This is a genomic window from Nostoc sp. FACHB-110 (genome assembly GCF_014697425.1).
Taxonomy (GTDB): Bacteria; Cyanobacteriota; Cyanobacteriia; order Cyanobacteriales; family Nostocaceae; genus Nostoc_B.
In genome coordinates this window covers 15,211-33,940 of sequence record NZ_JACJRU010000026.1, presented here as the reverse complement: position 1 = coordinate 33,940, position 18,730 = coordinate 15,211, and the positions used below count along the sequence as shown (strand labels likewise).

At 38.4% G+C, this 18,730-nt stretch carries 15 protein-coding genes and 1 pseudogene; 10 read left to right on the top strand and 6 right to left on the bottom strand.

All coding sequences use genetic code 11. The features are described from left to right. The first annotated feature begins 113 nt into the window (after positions 1-113). Complete coding sequence (locus H6G69_RS21435; RefSeq protein ID WP_190691144.1) at positions 114-2,279, top strand: dynamin family protein; 2,166 nt, start codon at positions 114-116, stop codon at positions 2,277-2,279. Positions 2,280-2,352: 73 nt separating this feature from the next. Here the strand turns inward: H6G69_RS21435 and H6G69_RS21430 are convergent. Both H6G69_RS21430 and H6G69_RS21425 read right to left on the bottom strand, forming a co-directional pair. Continuing rightward, positions 2,353-2,442, bottom strand: a pseudogene (locus tag H6G69_RS21430) (IS982 family transposase); the annotation flags it as partial. A 130-nt stretch (positions 2,443-2,572) separates the two neighbouring features. Continuing rightward, positions 2,573-4,954: a transglycosylase domain-containing protein gene (locus H6G69_RS21425; RefSeq protein ID WP_190691199.1), complete on the bottom strand. Its 2,382-nt coding sequence runs from the start codon at positions 4,952-4,954 to the stop codon at positions 2,573-2,575. A 310-nt stretch (positions 4,955-5,264) separates the two neighbouring features. Here H6G69_RS21425 and folK point away from each other — a divergent pair, with 310 nt between their 5' ends. The 5 genes from folK (at position 5,265) to H6G69_RS21400 (ending at position 7,969) form a co-directional block, all read left to right on the top strand. Then, complete coding sequence (gene folK / locus H6G69_RS21420; RefSeq protein ID WP_313951695.1) at positions 5,265-5,813, top strand: 2-amino-4-hydroxy-6-hydroxymethyldihydropteridine diphosphokinase; 549 nt, start codon at positions 5,265-5,267, stop codon at positions 5,811-5,813. Positions 5,814-5,885: 72 nt separating this feature from the next. Then, positions 5,886-6,434 carry an NUDIX hydrolase gene (locus H6G69_RS21415; RefSeq protein ID WP_190691143.1) on the top strand — a complete coding sequence of 183 codons (549 nt, stop codon included), beginning with the start codon at positions 5,886-5,888 and terminating at the stop codon, positions 6,432-6,434. A gap of 283 nt (positions 6,435-6,717) precedes the next feature. Continuing rightward, entirely contained in the window at positions 6,718-7,215 is a 498-nt protein-coding gene (locus H6G69_RS21410) for a tetratricopeptide repeat protein (RefSeq protein WP_242072133.1), read from the top strand. 63 nt (positions 7,216-7,278) lie between these two features. After that, positions 7,279-7,629, top strand: coding sequence for a DUF5674 family protein (locus H6G69_RS21405; protein ID WP_190691141.1), 351 nt, complete (start codon positions 7,279-7,281; stop codon positions 7,627-7,629). Next, complete coding sequence (locus tag H6G69_RS21400; RefSeq protein ID WP_190691140.1) at positions 7,610-7,969, top strand: hypothetical protein; 360 nt, start codon at positions 7,610-7,612, stop codon at positions 7,967-7,969. Before H6G69_RS21405 ends, H6G69_RS21400 begins: the two co-directional genes overlap by 20 nt. Before the next feature lie 20 nt (positions 7,970-7,989). Here H6G69_RS21400 and H6G69_RS21395 read toward each other — a convergent pair whose 3' ends face one another. The 3 genes from H6G69_RS21395 to H6G69_RS21385 form a co-directional block, all read right to left on the bottom strand. Next, positions 7,990-8,640, bottom strand: a complete 651-nt coding sequence (locus H6G69_RS21395; RefSeq protein ID WP_190691139.1) for an HAD family hydrolase — start codon at positions 8,638-8,640, stop codon at positions 7,990-7,992. Positions 8,641-8,676: 36 nt separating this feature from the next. Further along, on the bottom strand, positions 8,677-9,876 hold the full coding sequence (locus tag H6G69_RS21390) for an NAD(P)/FAD-dependent oxidoreductase (protein ID WP_190691138.1): 1,200 nt from the start codon (positions 9,874-9,876) through the stop codon (positions 8,677-8,679). A 287-nt stretch (positions 9,877-10,163) separates the two neighbouring features. Beyond that, complete coding sequence (locus tag H6G69_RS21385) at positions 10,164-11,792, bottom strand: DUF655 domain-containing protein (protein WP_190691137.1); 1,629 nt, start codon at positions 11,790-11,792, stop codon at positions 10,164-10,166. 220 nt (positions 11,793-12,012) lie between these two features. On the opposite strand from H6G69_RS21385, the gene H6G69_RS21380 reads away from it, so the two are divergent. Beyond that, positions 12,013-13,182 (top strand): cysteine desulfurase family protein, encoded by a 1,170-nt coding sequence (locus tag H6G69_RS21380; protein ID WP_190691136.1) that lies wholly within the window; start codon positions 12,013-12,015, stop codon positions 13,180-13,182. 68 nt (positions 13,183-13,250) lie between these two features. After that, positions 13,251-16,019, top strand: coding sequence for a hypothetical protein (locus H6G69_RS21375; RefSeq protein ID WP_190691135.1), 2,769 nt, complete (start codon positions 13,251-13,253; stop codon positions 16,017-16,019). A 90-nt stretch (positions 16,020-16,109) separates the two neighbouring features. Here H6G69_RS21375 and H6G69_RS21370 read toward each other — a convergent pair whose 3' ends face one another. After that, positions 16,110-16,367, bottom strand: coding sequence for an AbrB/MazE/SpoVT family DNA-binding domain-containing protein (locus tag H6G69_RS21370; protein ID WP_190691134.1), 258 nt, complete (start codon positions 16,365-16,367; stop codon positions 16,110-16,112). 133 nt (positions 16,368-16,500) lie between these two features. Here H6G69_RS21370 and H6G69_RS21365 point away from each other — a divergent pair, with 133 nt between their 5' ends. Both H6G69_RS21365 and H6G69_RS21360 read left to right on the top strand, forming a co-directional pair. Then, positions 16,501-17,235, top strand: coding sequence for a DUF1995 family protein (locus tag H6G69_RS21365; protein ID WP_190691133.1), 735 nt, complete (start codon positions 16,501-16,503; stop codon positions 17,233-17,235). Between the two features lie 213 nt (positions 17,236-17,448). Then, on the top strand, positions 17,449-18,486 hold the full coding sequence (locus H6G69_RS21360; protein ID WP_190691197.1) for a low specificity L-threonine aldolase: 1,038 nt from the start codon (positions 17,449-17,451) through the stop codon (positions 18,484-18,486). Positions 18,487-18,730: the final 244 nt, after the last annotated feature.

Sequence of the window (18,730 nt, the reverse complement as noted above, 5' to 3'; positions counted from 1 at the left end):
TTATTGAATATGCTCGGGAAACAACTCCGCGCAACTTCGCGTTACCCTCCGCCTACCCTTTGCGTTCAAACAAAGCTAACTTAAACTTAGATGCAGATAATAGCCAGGGAAATATGCCGAACCAAAATGAAAATTACAAAAATTTAGCAGAGGCTCTCAAATCTGCATCTAAATTACTCAACCTAGAACCTAAATCACAACTCAATCAAGATATCAATGCTATTTGTAATTATCTAACTAACCCTAACTTTAGAATTGCGGTATTTGGCCCTTTTAATCATGGCAAATCTACCTTACTCAATGCCATCTTAGGAACGCGCACATTACCCATTGATTTAATTCCCACAACAGGCGCAGCAATTACTGTCAAATATGGTAGCGATGTCAGAACTCGCATTATGTTGGCAGATGGGACAGAAGTTTATCGCAGTGGCACAGAAATTTTACAGCAATTTGCAATTCTAGATGACAACAGACAGATGCGAAAAGATGTGGTGTCTGTTGAAGTTTTTTGTCCTCATTCTTTTTTAGAAACTGGTGTCGAGTTGCTTGATTTACCAGGAACTAATGATAGAGATGAACAAGATAATTTAGTCAAAGAACAACTATTAGGTGCAGATTTAGTTGTGCAATTATTAGATGCGCGCAAGTTAATGACTTTAGGGGAACGAGAAAATTTACGAGATTGGTTATTAGATAGAGGGATAAAAACTGTTATTTTTGTTGTAAATTTTCTGAACTTACTTGAAATAGAAGAGCAAAAACAGGTGCAAAATCGCCTGTTATTTGTCGCAGAAAGTTTTCGCGCAGAATTACCTGCTGGTTTTAGTAATTTATATCGGGTTGATGCTTTACCAGCTTTAAGAGCAAGGTTAAAAGGTGATGTGGCGGCGGCTAACAGCAGTGGCTTAGTGGCGTTTGAAACTGCTTTGCAAAATATCGTGAGTATTTTACAGCAAAATCGTGGCGGTGTGAGGTTGCCGAGAGTGCAGGCGATCGCAACTCAACTTCAACAAGCATTAAAATCTAAAATTGACCCAATTTATACTGAAATTCAAACATATACCGACAAACAAAATGCCAAAACTGAAATCAAACAAAAAGCTATTAATCTGATTCAACAAGGTTTTGATAAAAGTCTTGCTGAGTTATGCGACTGGTTAACTTTACCTAACCTTTTGGCAAAATATCAAGCTGATGCCGCAGTTGCCTTAGCAGAAAATAACTTTAAAAATTGGCAGACAACTACTCTTAAAAAAGACCTTACTCAGTTGCAATTAGCTGTAGTCAAATGGCTATATCAAGCTTATGAATTTTTCCAAGCAGAACGACCAGAAGATTTATTTATACCTTTTCCTAGTGAACCACATATCACCTTACCACCCAAGCCTGATAATACAGATTATTTGAGTGAAACAGGTTCTATCGCCATTGGCAGTGGTATTGGTTGGTTTTTAGGCGGCCCAGTCGGTGCGGCTGTTGCTGGGAGCATTTCTTATTTATTAAATAAAAATATTCAAAAACAAGACGAAAAATCAGCAAGCGAATCTTATCATCAACAAGTTGCTAAACTTTGCATAAATGCGACAGAAGATTATTTGACTCAATTTAGTAATCAAGGTTTAACTATATTAGAAGAATATGAAAAAAAATCTGCAAAAGTAATTCGCTTGGAAATAAGTCTAGAACCACCAAAAATTTTACAGAAGCGCGAAGAATTTAAAATATTACAAAATAGTTTTAATCAATTCTTGCAAGAGTTAACCCAATCTCAAATATCTTTAAACTATCAACCTTATCCAGATATACCAAAACCGAAAATTCCATCTACCCAAGCTTATGCAAAACAAAGAATTTATCGTTATTCAGCTAAAACTCAGCCAGAAAATACCAATCAAACTCAAACAAAAGTAGAGACACCCTCTCCCAAAGCAGAAGAAGTTGATGCAAGATTTCGGGCTTGGGAATTAGATGAAGAAATCGCCCAAATGAAAGCACAAATGCACTCTTCTGGCTATCAAAATAGTCAACAACAAACTAAGCAAGCTGCCAATTCACCCAAAACTCAGTCCGTAACAGATAAAATTACTCGTGCTTATAATATTTTAGGTTTACAACCAAATGCTTCTTTTGCAGAGGTGAAACAAGCGTATAAAAGCTTAGTAAAAAAATGGCATCCTGATTTATTTATGAATCAGCCACAACAGCAAAAACAAGCACAGGAAAAAATGCACTTAATCAATGAAGCGTATAAAATTTTGGCTGAGAAATCTAGTTAGAAAGATATTCTTAAATTAGCTAATTAATATTCCGTAACAAGTGCGTCGAGCGATTAAGCCAAAAACAGACAGTATCTATTCCCAAAAACTCTGCCACTACTTCCACTGTTAAAACTTCCCTCGGTGTTAAACTCGGCGCAAAACCTCGTCTGTTGATTGGGTAACTTATTCTGCTTGCGGTTATTGCAATCTGGTTATTGCAAGCCTACACTGACCGCTTGCAGCAGTGTAGGTAGTTGACTCGTTCATACACCGGACTTGTGTAACAAAACAATAAGTCGCACATCGCGTTATTAATTAGATGAATTAGGTCTGAGTCTGTCCCGCCAAGAAGGTTGTGAACCAGATCCCGAACTTGAACCTGAACCTGAACCTGAAGAATTAGAACTACCACTACTGGAAGATGAAGAACGCCGAGAACTGCGCGGTGTGGGAGATTCTGATTCTGCTTGGCGATATCTTCTTCTAGGACGTGATGGTTCTGAGGTTGACGCGCTGGAGTCGTTGTCTACTCTGCGAGAACGTCGTCTTCTTGGTCTTTGTGTTTCTGTATTTACCTCTTGCTGCTGGTAACGGTAACTGCTTCTGCGCCTGCGTCTGGATGAGCCACTATCATCAGCGTTACTGTTATTTACTTGTTCGGAATCGTCATCATTATCAGCGGAAATTGAATTGTTAAGTACTTTTCCTGGCTTGATGGGTTGGGCTTTAATAGTTCCTTTGCGACCATCTAATTTTGGTCTAGCGGGGAATTTTTCCACAGGCATTCCCTCAACGGCTTTTTCCATAAATTCGTGCCAAGTGTAGGCGGCACTACTACTACTACCGTAGGTGGGACGGTTGTTATCGTTACCTAACCATACCCCTGTGGCTACTTGCGGGATGTAGCCAATAAACCACAAGTCTCTAGCTTCATCAGAAGTACCAGTTTTGCCTGCTACAGGTCGATTATCTAGTTGCGCCGCGCCACCTGTACCCTCATCGACAACGTTACGCAGCATCCAAGTCATAATGGCAGCACTGTCAGCATCGAGCGCTCGCTTTGGTTGAAAATCTGCTGACCAAATAACTTGACCTTGGCGGTTCAGGATGCGGCGCAAACCATGTGGTTCTACGTGTAAACCCTGGGTGGCAAAGCTACCATAAGCACTGGTTAATTCTAAAAGATTGACTTCATTAGAACCAAGAGCTAGAGAATAATGAGGGTTGAGTTTTGATTTAATCCCCATATCATGGGCTAATTTAATTGTTGGCTCAAATCCCACATCCAGTAATACTTTTAACGCAACTATATTCACGGAGCGCCTTAAGGCATCTACCATATTCATCTCGCCCCGGAAGTTTTCACCGTAGTTTTTGGGTTCGTAACCATCAACTACAAAAGGCGCATCGATGTATGTATTGTAAGGACTTTTGCCAGATGCGATCGCTGCTGCATAGACAAATCCTTTAAAGGTAGAACCTGGTTGACGTTGGGCTTGGGTAACGCGATTAAATTGGTTTTTATCAAAATCTTTGCCCCCAACCATCGCTTTAATTTCGCCATTGCGGGGATCGATAGATACTAGTGCGGCTTCTTTAAAGTTTTCCCACTGCCCTTGATTGCGTAATACTTTCGCTACAGCATCTTCCCCGGCTTTTTGCCACTTCGGGTCTAGGGAAGTTTCCACAGTTAGGCCGCCTGTTGCTAACACATTAGCCGGAACATATTTAGGTAATTCTTGCTGAACGTAGCTAGTAAAGTAAGGTGATTGAACTTGCAAACGTTGAGGCGGACTACTTTTTACCACCAACGGCTCTTGGGAAGCGGCTTGTCTTTCGGCTGCGGTAATTACTCCATCTTCCTGCATCCGCTGTAAAACCAAATTGCGCCGTTTTCTGGCGGCTTCAGGATTAGTAGCTGGGGAATACAAGCTAGGTGCAGGTGCTAAACCAGCAATTGTCGCTGCTTCTGCCAAAGTCAACTGGTCTACAGGTTTACTAAAATAAACCCAGGCTGCATCTGCTACACCATACGCACCTGAACCTAAATAAACCAAATTGAGATATCGTTCTAAAATCTGGTCTTTGGTTAATTCTTGCTCCATTTTTTGAGCGAGGCGGACTTCTTTGAGTTTGCGCCAAATGGTCTTTTCTTGATTGAGGAAAAGTATCCTGGTGACTTGTTGGGTGATAGTGCTACCACCTTCTACCACATCTTGCGATCGCAAGTTATTTAATCCTGCACGCAAAATACCTTGGGGATCAACACCTTGATGTTCTGCAAATCTTCTATCTTCTGAGGCAATAAAAGCTTTTTTTAGCTTATCGGGAATTTGGTTAATTTTGAGTTGTTCTCTGGTTGCGTCGCCTTTTTGCTCTAGGATAGTACCGTCAGCCGCTTTAATGGTTAATGTTTGTTCGCGCACCGCAGCTTGCAGTTGTGATTTATCCGGCAAAGTCTTATCTATCGACGCAACGACATATTTAACCGCAACAACTCCACTACCTATAGTTAGGATTGCCCAAAACCAGAACCGGCGATAAAACGGCTTCTCTTTACTTGTAAATACTCGCACTATCCCAGATGAAGCACTACCTATTTGGCTAAATAGTTGCTTTACCTTTACTCGTTTGTTGGGAGAGCCGCTCTCTTGAGTGGATTCCTCATTTTTGTATTGATTCCCAGGCGACAATCGCAGTTCCTCCTTGCCAGAGTCACTCAAAATTTGTGGTTTGTTGCTTGAACCAGGAGGTGAGCTTCCCCACGTTAGTTCCTCGCTTCAAGTGGGCGCAAGCTATTGGCCTCAAACAAAGTTTAGGCGTTTAGCTCACTTGTTCGTGTTAGTATATTATCCTATAAATAATTAACTGAATTCATTGATACATAAAAATCTTTTCTCTTAATTAATAGGTGAATTTTGTCAAGATTTAAAACAAAGTAATATTTAATTGAGTAGAGAAAAATTGTTAAAAATATCCGGGCAGGATGAGAATCAAAATGTAATAACTCAGCCTAATGATAGTGGACAAGAGGGTTCTAGTAATCAGACCTACGTATTAGCGGCCCTAGCATTAGGGAGCAATTTAGGTGATTCACAGACAATATTAGCCACAGCACTAACTAACTTAGGTGCAATACCAGAAATTGAAATAAAATCAACATCCAGTTGGTATAAAACTAAAGCAGTAGGGCCACCACAACCAGATTACATTAACGGCTGTGCCATATTGCAAGTAATTATGACACCGCAGTTATTATTAGACACCTTATTAGCCACAGAACAACAATTTGGGCGCGTCAGACAAGAGCGTTGGGGGCCGCGATCGCTAGATTTAGACTTACTGTTGTATGATAAAGTGATTCTAGACACACCAAATCTGCAAATTCCTCACCCCAGGATGCGAGAGCGGGCATTTGTTTTAGTTCCCTTAGCCGAAATTGCCCCAGATTGGATAGACCCAGTTTCCGGATATGCGATCAAACAGTTGGTAAAAGATGTAGACTGTTCTGATGTACATTTACTGAAGAGCAATTCAAGTCACTACCCATAAACACGCAAGACTCTGAGCTTTTAAGCGATCGCAGTGTTTGTCTGTGTAATTTGAAAAGATAAAACTATTACTATGCCATTAGGTAGAGAATTACCACAGCTTTTAAAACAACGCCTATTCCATAAAGGACGTAAATTTAATTTTGAGGTAAACCGCTTGCGTTTACCAAACAAATCCGAAGGCGAATGGGAATGTATTCGTCACCCAGGCGGGGCTTTAGCTGTGCCTGTGACAGCAGAAGGAAAATTAGTCCTCGTGCGTCAATATCGCTTTGCCGTTCAAGGAAGGATATTAGAATTTCCGGCTGGTACTTTAGAACGCAATGAAGATCCCCAAGAAACAGTGAAACGGGAAATTCAAGAAGAAACTGGATATAGCGCCCAAAAATGGCGCAAACTTGGCGAATTCTTCCTTGCACCTGGTTACTCCGATGAAATTATTTATGCTTTTCTCGCTCAAGATTTAGAAAAGTTAGAAACACCACCAGCACAAGACGAAGACGAAGATATCGAAACAGTGCTAATGACACCAGAAGAACTGGAAAAAGCAATTTTAGCAGGCGAACCAATAGATGCGAAATCAATCACTAGCTTCTTCTTGGCACGTCCATTTTTAATGTAATAGTAATATGCTGCTAGAGTTAGCGATCGCAATATTTCTAACATAAACTTGAAATATGCCCTCACTGAGGGCATATTTCAATATCTGCATACTTAAACTGGCAAAATTTCTGAATTTTATGAAATTTACTTTTTCTAAATCTTCAGTGTTAGCTTACGCATCATCTATTGTGCTGCTAGGCGTTTCGATGCCAATGTTTACACCAATCTTCGCTTTGGGCAATCCTGAATCCTGCAGAGCTTTGAAGCCGCCATATATTTATAGCGTAGCTTACTTTATAAGTATGGGTCACTATCACCAAGAGTGCGAAAACAACCCACTCGCTGCGGTTTCTTCATTCACACAAGCAATTCAGCTTAATCCTCAAGCTGAAGAACCATATTATCATCGTGCCAATGCTTACTATGAGCTTAGAAATTATCAAGCAGCAGTAGCAGACTATACCCAAATAATTAGTCAAAATACAGGTAAATTTGGTTTTAGTAGTGCTGCATACTGGAACAGAGCTAGGGCTTATGAACAGTTAGGTGAAAAACAAAAAGCAATTTCAGATTTGACTCGATTAATTGGTGATAGTAGCCTCAATGCTGATGAGTATTTATTAAGAGGTAAACTATACAAGAATTTAGGCAATAAAGAAAGTGCGATCGCAGATTATAAAATCGCAGAAAAGCTTTTGCAGCAATCTTTAAATGGCGATTTCGGAACTGGGCCGATAGATGCCGAAAACGCAAAGAAGTTAGATAAAGTTAGAAATGAATTATCACAATTACATTCTTAACTAAAATAGGCTAGAAAGTTTATGGGGCAGTAGAAGTAATATGCTGCCCAAAATCAATAATCTATGGTATTGATTATTCAAGAAAGAGCCACAATAAAACAAGTTGAACAAATGCTGCAAACTTTACGAGTTTACATTAAAGTTGCAGTAGACATTGAAAAAGGGATTTTGGCAGGAGGAGGAGAAAAACACGCTGACTGTGAAGCAGCATTGCTAGAAGACGGTAGTAGACAGCAAGATATTTGGGGTGCTGATTGGATTCCCTTTAACCAATCAATAGCTTTTGAATCTATTATCAACATTCGCCCCAGTCAAAATAATCGCTCAATGTTAATTCAAGACCCAGTAATTCGAGAACGTGTTCAAAAAATCACTCAGGAGTTGATTGGGGGATATGAATCAGAATTTAGATGAAAAAAAAGCACGATTTCAAAGTGAAAATACATCAACTCGCTTAGGTCACATAGCTTCAAATTTAGCAAGGATTAGAACATTCTGTAACAGCACTTATAAAGAAGCTGTTGAGATTGTCACAGAGGAAACTACGTGGTTTATTGAGTGGACAGCAGCAGAAATTGAACCAGAATATGCAGAAGAACTAGTTAACATTCAAGTTCAACTAGCCCGATGGAAATTGACTTTAGATAGTATTTGGTTTGACGATAGGGAACGCAGAAAAATTTCCGAACAATCTAATGCTTGGTCAGAGCAAGTTTTAGATATATCAGGACTAATCTCTGAATCAATAGCATAATTTCTCTACACTGCTGCCTACTATTTTGGTTCCCGATTTATCCAAATTCCTCTCATCCCTACAGCTTTCGCCCCTTGATAATCTTCCACAATGCTGTCGCCAATATGCCATGCTGCCTCAGGCGGACAGTCATGTTTTTCTAAAGCAACATGAAAAATTTCGGCATCGGGTTTAGCGGCGCGTGCTTGCGTAGAGATAGTGACAGAGGTGAAATAGTCACTTAGTCCTAAACTTTGTAATACTGAATAAATTCGAGAATCAAAGTTAGAAATAATTCCCATTTCAATTCCCAACCGCCGCCAGTTCATCAACGATGGTAAGACATCCGCATAAACAAACCACGGTTCAGCAGTACCGAAGTGAATGTAAAGTTCGCTAAAAAAAGCCGAAAAGTCAGAAAATTGCTTGAGAGCGCCAGCAGCTTCAAAGGTATTGAGTGCAATGAGCCGCCACCAGTCAAATTCTCTTTGCGGGATATCTGCTGGTTCTACATCGAGAAATATAGGTGGCGGTGCTGCTTTAAAGCTGTGGATAAATGCTTTGTTGATTCTGGCTGCAGAAATGTTTACGCCAAATTCTTTGGCTATTTGACTATAAACTTCGCCTACACTGCCTTTTACGCCGAAGATTGTGCCGACAGCATCAAGAAAAATAACTTTCGGTCGTTCCATCAAACTGTTTGTGATTAGGTATTTTGAATATGAGATTTAGATTGACTGCGAAATTGTCTCTATAATAGGACGGACTAGCCAATTAAAACCAACTTTGAGTTGATGATCTAAGGTTGGCATCCGATAAAGATAGGTAAGACGGCGGGCGATATATGCTAAAGAACCATCTAACTTGATACCTAAACTAGTTAAGGTGGCGTTGTCTATTCCGAGTGCCATCATTTCCCCTAACTTTTGATAATGCAAGGGCAGTAAAGGACGCTGGGTAATAGAAGCCCAAATATTCCAAGCAGTATAATCAGCTTGTTGCAAGGCAGCTTGGGCTGTCGCTGGGACTTGCTGACCATCAGCATCGTAACAGTCGGCTAAATCTCCCAAGGCAAAGATTTCGGGATGGTCAAGAACTTGCAGAGTAGATGTAGTGGTAATTTGATTGCGCTGATTTTGCTTTAAAGGTAAGCTTCTGACTACAGGGGCTACGCGCGTGCCGACAGTCCAAATTACCAAATCGACGGGAATGGTATCTACCTGATTTTTGTATTCTAGAGAGATGGTATCGGAAGTAATTGCTTCGACTTTAGTGTCTAAATCAATAAATACACCGCGCGCTTCTAAAGCTTTTTGGGCGGCTTCGCGGTTAAAATCTGGGGAAGTGCGTAAAATTTGCTCGCTAATTTCGATTAACCGCAACCTGCCTCTGTTGCCTAGTCGGTCAGCTAATTTACAAGCGAGTTCCACACCACTATAACCAGCCCCGACAATTGCTACGCGAATTTTTTCAGCATCAGACTCTTCGAGAATTCGCAAGCGTTCTTCTAAACGATAAGCATCAGTGACAGTGCGGAAAGCGTGAGCGTAAGATGTACCGCCAGGAACCATATCTAGTGGTGTTTCTCCACCTAGAGACAGCACTAATTTGTCGTAGGGAATTTCCGGGCCGTCTTGTAGCTGTATTCGTTGTTGGTCGATGTCAATTCCCGACACGACAGCTTGGTAGAAGCGCACGCCTGTACCTTGGAGGAGTTCGGCAAAAGGCGGGGCAATTTCCCAAGTTTGCAGTTCGCCTGTGAGTAATTCGTAGAGTAAGGGGGAAAATAGAAAGCGATCGCTTTGATCTACCAGTACAATTTCGGGTTTTTGTTGAGATTCCCAAGGTAACTGACTGAGGCGCAAAGCAGTATAGAGACCACCAAAGCCTCCACCCAGGATTGCAATTCTCGTTGTTTCTTTAGTCATTGTTTATAGGGGATGGTCAATCCCAGCAGGGCAACTAACTCTCAGTTTAATGATTTATCTCGCTTTATGACCATCAACCAGCAATCGAGTTATTTTCCTTGATGCGGTTTATGGATTGATAGTAGCTTGACTTATACAAAGCACATTTTTGAGCAAAATAGGCTTATGTATAACAATCTTATCAGCGGACAATACTATAAAAAATAGCCAAAAATTATATCTGTAGCCATCCTAAATCATTTGTGAAATTCTCTTCAGGAGCAAGAATTATATTTTGATAAATATCGCTACAAAGTGACATATCCATGCCATTTTTCCAACATTTTCCGGCTGATACCTGGAACTTTAGCCAAGTCTTGTAAAGAATTAAATTTTTGCTGTTGTCGGGCATTAATTATCCGTTGGGCTAATTTTTTACCTACACCAGGAAGAGTAGCTAATTCTTCTAAACTAGCTGTATTTAGATTCACAATTTTAGTTGATAAATTTTTGCTGGCGGTAACAGTTGTAATGTGAGAACATTTTTTAGCTTCGGCGGCAATTTTTGCTTGAATTGCTGGTGGTAAACCTAGTTTAGCCTTGGCATAAAGTCGGTCAAACTCACGGACATAATGAGACGCAATGGTAGGATTTTCAATGACTATTAATGTTTCATCGTTACTGTTATTAGCAGCATCAGACCAATTATGGGAACCTGTAATTACTATTTGATTATCGATTACTGCAAATTTATGATGCAGTAAATCGCCTTTATTTAAAGTAGGTACACCTACACTCGTAATGGGATTTTGCCAAGGTTGATTATCAATTTCATATTTACATTTGTTAGCGAGTGCCACACCCATCATATCTAAAGCTTCGCTATAGGGTCTAAAAGCAAATTGTGGCTCAATTAAAGCCCGAATCACGACATTTTCTTGATGGCGAGTTTCTAAAATATTTGCTAGTAGCTGTTCGGAAAATACAAACAATGCCATATCAATAGATTTATTGGCAGAGTTTAGGGTTTCTCCAATTAAACCATTACTAGTTTTAGCCCAAGGTTGAGTAGGAGAAACAGGAGAAAATTGCACTGTAATTTTACTTTTACCTAAAGTGATTGTTTTTGCAGAACGCAATGGTTTGTTCAAGCCAAATTTGCTGTCTGGTTTACCGCCTGGCCCATCTCCCCACATAATATTAAACTCTTGGGTAAATTCATTTGCTAGTTCTGGACTGTCAATTTGGAGTAAATTATTGGCATTACCTAAACTGCTGAGGTTGCTAAAGTCGCCGGATGTGTCGCTGAGTGTAAAGTTAGCTGAACTAACAATAATGAGGCGATTATCGACAATGACAAACTTGTGATGCATCAAACTACTACCTGCTGAAGCATCAGAGCGATCGTCAATTAAGGGAACTTTGGCATTTTGTAAAATTACTAAAGCATCTCTTTGATTAATTTCCTCAACACTAAGTTTTTTATCTTGGTTAATGTCAATGAATTGATAAAATTCGTTGTATCTTTCTCTGTCTCTTGGGGCTAACTTTTTTAACTCATCTGGTGTAAGGCTACTCCAAGGACGACTATAGGTATTTTCTAAAATTACCCTGACTTTTACCCCGGCTTTTTGTTTATCTACAAGTGCTTGGGCAATCTTAGGTAAACGCAATTCTTGGACGGCAACATCTACTGTAGATTTTGCTTGATAAATTGCATCTACAATCAGCTTTTCTAGATCATCCCCTAGCCGAGTTTGCTGACGGTAGGTTTCTTTGTATTCTGAAGATTGAGAATGATTAAAATATATTTGCACTAATGGGTCTTGTGGTAATGGCGATAAGCGATGATGGGATGATTTGGCTTGTTGACAAGCAGTCAGAACAAATATTAATAAAAATATCCAAAAATACTTATATTGACGAAAAATTTGCACGTTAATCTGCTACAAGTGAATTGGTAGTGAACATTGTTATAGTTCCCAAATGCAGCACGCCTATTTAGTGAGAGAAACAGCTTGATAGACAATCAGAAAATCTTGCCATCGATGCAGAGTAAATCAGATTTTTTCAGGATTTATTAACTTTTTTATCTAGCTAAAGTGAAAATAGTAGGTAGCCCCTACTCCGTGTGCCTTTCCGCTCAAGTTTTGTGATATGCAAATATATTTAGATTACAGTGCTACTACGCCAACTCGTCCAGAAGCTATCGCAGCGATGCAAGCCGTTCTGACTCAACAGTGGGGTAATCCTTCCAGCTTGCATGAGTGGGGACAACGGGCTGCAACAGTTGTAGAACAAGCCAGAGTGCAAGTCGCAGATTTAATTAACGCCGCTGATCCTGCATCAATTGTTTTTACAGCTGGTGGTACTGAGGCTGATAATCTGGCAATTATCGGTGTTGCCCGGTTATCTGCTGTGCCACAACACATCATTATTTCGAGTGTGGAACATTCAGCAATTTCGGAAACAGCCCGGTTATTAGAAATGTGGGGTTGGGAAGTCACGCGCTTGGGAGTTGATAGTCAAGGTAGAGTTAGCTCTGAAGATTTACAAGCTGCATTGCGTCACAATACTGTCTTAGTATCAATAATTTACGGGCAAAGTGAAGTTGGGACAATCCAACCGATAGCCGAACTAGGAAACATAGCGCGATCGCACGGTGCTATATTTCATACAGATGCGGTGCAAGTTGCTGGACGTTTACTGCTTGATGTGCAAGCATTACCAATTGATTTACTCAGCATTTCTAGTCACAAAATCTACGGGCCACAAGGAGCGGGAGCATTATATATTCGTCCTAACGTGAAATTGCTGCCTTTATTAACAGGCGGTGGGCAAGAAATGGGGATGCGTTCGGGAACCCAAGCTGTACCTGTCATTGCTGGTTTTGGTGTAGCCGCCCAATTAGCCGCCCAAGAATTAGCCACAGAAACCCCCAGATTAATTCAATTACGCGATCGCTTATTTTCGCAATTAGCAGATGTGCCTGGTTTAATTCCCACAGGCGATTTGATTCATCGTTTACCCCATCATGTCAGCTTGTGTCTAGAATACGCCGATGGTAAAAAACTCAGTGGTAAAACTTTAGTGCGCCAGTTAAATTTAGCTGGTATTGGTATTAGTGCGGGTGCTGCTTGTCATAGCGGTAAACTCAGCCCTAGCCCGATACTTTTGGCAATGGGCTATTCACAAAAAGCCGCCTTGGGCGGAATTCGGATGACACTAGGGCGTGATACTACCGTAGCCGATATTGATTGGACGGCGATGGTGTTGAAACAAATTTTGCAGAGGTTAACACCAGATTTATATTTAGCTACACGCTGAAATTAACTATAAAAATCGCGTACTTATGGGAATACTAACGACATAGGTTAGGAGACTGTATGTGCGCGATGAGAGAAATAGGATTTATAAAGTGGTATGGCGGCTATGACCATCAAAGAAATCGAGAAAATGATTTTGGATATATTGGTCGTGAAGGAAAGTTAGATGACGTAAAGGTTTACCGAGAGGAAGTATGTTGTTCAGAAAGTGATTTAAAAGAAAGTATATTGGTTACTTTTGAAACAACTATAAATCCAACAAATAATAAATTATATGCTAAAAAACTAAAATTATTTACAGAAATAGGTAGAATTAAAAACTTTGGTATAAATATCAATCAATCCGTAAAACCTAATTATTGGTTTATAGAATGTGAGTATGACGGTCATATTTTGGTACATAGAAAAGACTTTAATTTTATAGAAACAGACTTAACGGAAGGAACAATCGTTAAGTTTTTAATCCAAAAATATGGAAAAGAATATAAAGCAAAAAATGTACATTTATTTAATTTTAGGGAAGAAATCGATCCAGATATAATTGAGAGATGCTTAAATCATAAAGACCCTAGAATTTGTGCTTTGGGAATTTGGGGTTACATTAACAATAATTCATTTGATAAGGCTATTTCTTTGATAGAGCAAAAATTAAAAAAATATTCAGATTGGGAAAAAAAGCGTTTTTTAAATCAAGCACCTGGTTTAATATATTTTTATTTTGAATTAAAAACTATTAGTCCATCGTTACTTAATCAAAATCAATTAAATATACTATTTCAATTTTTGACTAATAATTCAATTTTTTTAAAAAATATTAGCGTTAATGAAGAAGTTTTAAATATTTTTGATAAAATTCAAACAACAAATTTAAGCTTTTGCAACAATTTTATAGATAAATATTATAATCTCTATTTAGATAACCCGATATATCGCAAGCGACTTAGGACTGAACTACAAGTCAAATGTTTAGTTAAAATTATCAGTAATTTAGATAGTAATATTAGTATACATAGCTTATTAAATGAATTACAAGAAGCTATAGTAAATTCAAAATCAAATAATATTTGGATAGCAATACCTAATTATATTATTCTGAAACAACCAATTTGGTCTATAGCACCACAATCTAGGCGTATTGGCATCCTTGTAAGTCAACTGAGCAATGTACAAGATTTAGCTCAAGAAAATAAAATTTTGGAAATCGCCAATTTACTTGAAGAATCTACATCAGAAGAGATTACAAAAATAATACCTATACTACAAGATAAATTTTGGATAAAATCTCATGAGTCTATTTTAAAATTCTTCCCAGTAACTGAACAAATTAACATTCTTATTTCAAAACTGAATAATGGACATAGCAAAAATATAGAAACGATAAATCAGCTTGTAAAATTACTTTGCAACGTTTCTAGTAACGAACTTGATAAATTCATTTATATACTGCCAAACGAAGTTAAACAAAATGATGCAGTATTAGAATTCTTCCCAGCGAAGGAACAAGTTTTGATATTGCTATCAAAGCTGAAAGAAGAGGGGCAAATAAAAAATCAATATATTTACATTACCAATAAAATTGGTAATGTGATTTATCGAGCAGCTAATGATGAGCGTATAATATTGATTTATTTACTTCCAGAATCGATAAGGTACAAAGAGCCAATACTTAACGTACTTCATACTCTGATTCCAGAAGAGCAAGTTAAATTGGTCTGGAATTTTATTATAAATGGCTCATTATTAACTTGGTTTTATATGTCAAGACAAGCAAAAATCCTATGTGTTTATCGTTTGGCAAAAGAAAATCAAAATATTTCTATGTTTCTGAGTGAATTAAAAAGAATTCAAAAAACTAGCCCTGAGAATGATATGTTGGTTAGGTGTACTCTAAAAATACTATGGGCGAAAGAGAATTCAAAACAATGCGAGAATGTTTTTAAACAAGTGGATGAATTGTTGATTCAGTATGTAATTGAAACTGTCAATACTTCTAATGAACTTCTCAATCTTGATCCATTACTTCCTTATTGTAAACCTACAGAAGTTAAAGTTAAATATTGTGAAGGAAAACTTTGGCATAAAAAAGGTAATCAAACCAATGGTGAGGCTGAAATAACAACTACTAGCTATTGTCCTCGTACAAGAAATATTTGTAATTTATTTGATCCAAATAAAAAAGAAAATTATAATTTATATGGAGCGCGATTGTATGCCGAATGTTCGCAAGATTGGCAGGACTGGTCTTTACTAGAACTATTTCAAACAGCAGGTATTATACCAAAACCTGAAGATTACATAGCAAAACTATCAGGCTGGATTAATCGCATTAACGAAATTCGCTCAAGATTCAAGTGTTCTGTATGTGGAGATATAATGCCCCACAATATTGAATATGCAAAATTTAGGGCTAAATTTAGAGTAACCGTTTTTTCGTGCCAACACGGAGGAAATCACGATTATAATATTTATTTGAATGAGTGTTGGGGATGTAATGCGATAATTGACAGTAGGGAAAGTAAGTATCAGTCCAAAGAAGATAAATATTATATTTGCATTCATTGCGGAAGTGGAACACGACACAGCAATACTTATACTCAAGGTGATATTTGCCCTAAATGCGGTATGGTAGGAATGAATGTTAGTCCGTCTAATAATCGTTACCGTCAATGTTTATCTTGCAAACATTCAATCAAATTACCAGATAAAAATAAAATAACAGGCCCCCGTTGCCCTGAATGTAAAACGACAGGACTGTTTTTAACAGTTAATCAAAATAATGAATTAGTTCGGATGTGCCGTTCCAGATTTTGCACGTATTCAATTGTTGTTTCTAACTAACATCCCTTAATTAAATTCGTATTTTAGACAAATAATTTAATTATTTTTTTATATGAAACAAGCTAAAAAGCAGAAGCATCTAATACGAATTTAGTCATTTAAAGCTTCAAGTTTACGTTCCTGTATAAGTTCATTAACTAATTCTCTTTCTGGAGATTTATCTTTCAATAAACCGCGGATTTTTTTAACTTGTTGTTTTAAGCTGATTAATTGAAGAGTGCCGTTAGATTGAAGTGTTAAAATCAAGCGATCGCCTGATTCTAAATTCAAACTTTTTCGGATTTCTTGAGGTAAAGTTAAGCGTCCTTCTGGTTCAACATCAATTGTATAGTGTTGAGGAGATAACATTATATTGGCAAATTTTGAGTATAGTTATAGTTTAGCAAAATCGCTCATTTAGATTCAAAATAAGAGCGATCGCACTTTAAAATAGCGCGAACACTGAAACAATAGGAATAGATGATAGAGTCATATAACAACCATGAGTCAACTTCCTAACTCTCTTGAAGAAGCGATTGCCCAATCCCGCGAAGCCACCAAAGCAGCATTAGCAGATGGTTATACTCGGTTGCAAGTTGAGTTAATCTTCCCAGAACTCAAACCTATGCCGATTGCCGAAGAATTTCTGCCTTTATTTGCCGAATATGAGTCACATTTGAAAGTTTTGTTTGCGGATGCGGGTAGTGCAGCCTTAGCACGTCGTGAATGGGTGGATGTCCCATTTCAAATTTTTGATATTGGTACAGGTAGGGCTGCGTCTATTCAGACAAAAATTCAACCAGAAGATAAAATTGCCTTCTTTGTTTCCCCCACTTCTGTAGAATTACCTCAGTTAGAAAAAATTTGTGAAGTACTTGGCGAGCGCCCATTTGTCATGTTGAACCCGCGCCTAGAAGATTCTGCTACTATAGGCATTGGTTATGCTGGTAGACAAGCCCGCGATCGCTTCATCAACACCATTGAATCTTGTTACTACTTGCGCCCAGTCGATGATGATACTGCGGTACTTCGCTGCTATCCCGGGCAGTGGGAAATTTGGGTACAACAAGCTGGAAATTGGGAAAAATTTGTCGAATTACCCAAAAAACCCTCCGGCGATGATATAGATTACATCCTCGCGCAGGGACAATCGCAGACATCAGGTAACGCTGCACCTGTCAAGAAACCCAATGTGTTTAAAAGTTTGCAACGCTTCATTAAAGCCTTGAGTAGCTAGGAAATAGCAAACAAGTTAGGTGAGATGATCAGGGTGCGTTGTCGAAAGTTCAACGCACCCTTGCATTTTCAAAGCAATATTTTTCACAACTCAATAGGATTGTTATATTAGATTTTTCATCCGTGATTAATCATCTGTTTTTTTAGTCATCAAAAAACGAGAAAAATAATTCACGTTAATGTAGATTAAACCAGCCCTATGAGTTTAAACTTTATGAGTATTAATGCCGAACAGTTTGCCAGCGATAACTACTCGGGAATTTGCCCAGAAGCATTAGAATATATGCTGCAAGCTAATCTTGGTAGTGCGCCAGCTTACGGCAATGATATATGGACTCAAAAAGCCACTGACTATTTTCGGGAACTTTTTGAAATTGATTGTGAGGTATTTTTTGTCTTTAATGGTACAGCCGCTAACTCTCTATCTTTAGCAGCATTATGTCAGTCATATCATAGTGTGATTTGTCATGAGACCGCGCATATAGAAACAGATGAATGTGGTGCGCCAGAATTTGCCTCTAACGGTTCTAAACTCTTGATAGCCCCAGGCGCAAACGGCAAATTAACTGCTCAAAGTGTAGAAGCTATAGTTACCAAACGTAGCGATATTCATTTTCCTAAACCAAAAGTTATTAGTTTAACGCAATCAACAGAATTAGGAACTATATATTCTGTTGCAGAACTTTTAGCGATTAAAGAAATTGCTAATAAATATCAATTAAAAATTCATATGGATGGTGCGCGGTTTGCCAATGCGGTTGCGGCAATTAATCAAACCCCAGCCGAACTGAGTTGGAAAAGTGGTGTAGATGTGTTGTGCTTTTGTGGGACAAAAAATGGTATGGCTTTAGGAGAAGCAATTATTTTCTTTAATAAAGCTTTAGCAGAAGATTTTGATTATAGATGTAAGCAGGCAGGACAATTAGCATCGAAAATGCGATTTATTTCTGCTCCTTGGTTAGGTTTGTTAGAAACAGGTGCATGGTTAAAAAATGCCCAACACGCCAATCAATGTGCGGCATATTTAGAAAATAAATTATTACAAATAGACGGTGTAGAAATTATGTTTCCGCGAGAAGCTAATGCCGTGTTTGTCAAATTACCCGATCGAGTAATTCACAGCTTAAAAGCAAAAAACTGGCAATTTTATACTTTTATTGGTGTAGGCGGAGTCCGGTTTATGTGTTCTTGGGCGACAACGCAAGCAAGATTGGATGAGTTAATCAAAGATATTCAAACAGCACTCGCCTAAAATAATCATGCTGCGGCTAGACTTTTTAATTAGCCAGGGAAAATTATTAAAAAACTTAAATAGTCACATAAGTAGTACTCAATAACACAAGTTTTATCTGGCAAAACATCAGAGATTTAACTGTTGACTATTGATTATTGACTATGGACTATAAACTCTTGACGATAAACTAGCTATCCTATGTCAAAATCAAGATAAATTAGTACACAAAGGTGAGCGATCGCTCCCAAAGCTAGATAAAGGA

Coding starts and splice junctions, on each gene's coding strand:
- H6G69_RS21435 (WP_190691144.1), top strand. CDS start 114: ATGCCGAACCAAAATGAAAATTACAAAAATTTAGCAGAGGCTCTCAAA.
- H6G69_RS21415 (WP_190691143.1), top strand. CDS start 5,886: ATGCCATTAGGTAGAGAATTACCACAGCTTTTAAAACAACGCCTATTC.
- H6G69_RS21410 (WP_242072133.1), top strand. CDS start 6,718: ATGGGTCACTATCACCAAGAGTGCGAAAACAACCCACTCGCTGCGGTT.
- H6G69_RS21405 (WP_190691141.1), top strand. CDS start 7,279: ATGGTATTGATTATTCAAGAAAGAGCCACAATAAAACAAGTTGAACAA.
- H6G69_RS21400 (WP_190691140.1), top strand. CDS start 7,610: ATGAATCAGAATTTAGATGAAAAAAAAGCACGATTTCAAAGTGAAAAT.
- H6G69_RS21395 (WP_190691139.1), bottom strand. CDS start 8,640: ATGGAACGACCGAAAGTTATTTTTCTTGATGCTGTCGGCACAATCTTC.
- H6G69_RS21390 (WP_190691138.1), bottom strand. CDS start 9,876: ATGACTAAAGAAACAACGAGAATTGCAATCCTGGGTGGAGGCTTTGGT.
- H6G69_RS21380 (WP_190691136.1), top strand. CDS start 12,013: ATGCAAATATATTTAGATTACAGTGCTACTACGCCAACTCGTCCAGAA.
- H6G69_RS21375 (WP_190691135.1), top strand. CDS start 13,251: ATGAGAGAAATAGGATTTATAAAGTGGTATGGCGGCTATGACCATCAA.
- H6G69_RS21370 (WP_190691134.1), bottom strand. CDS start 16,367: ATGTTATCTCCTCAACACTATACAATTGATGTTGAACCAGAAGGACGC.
- H6G69_RS21365 (WP_190691133.1), top strand. CDS start 16,501: ATGAGTCAACTTCCTAACTCTCTTGAAGAAGCGATTGCCCAATCCCGC.
- H6G69_RS21360 (WP_190691197.1), top strand. CDS start 17,449: ATGAGTATTAATGCCGAACAGTTTGCCAGCGATAACTACTCGGGAATT.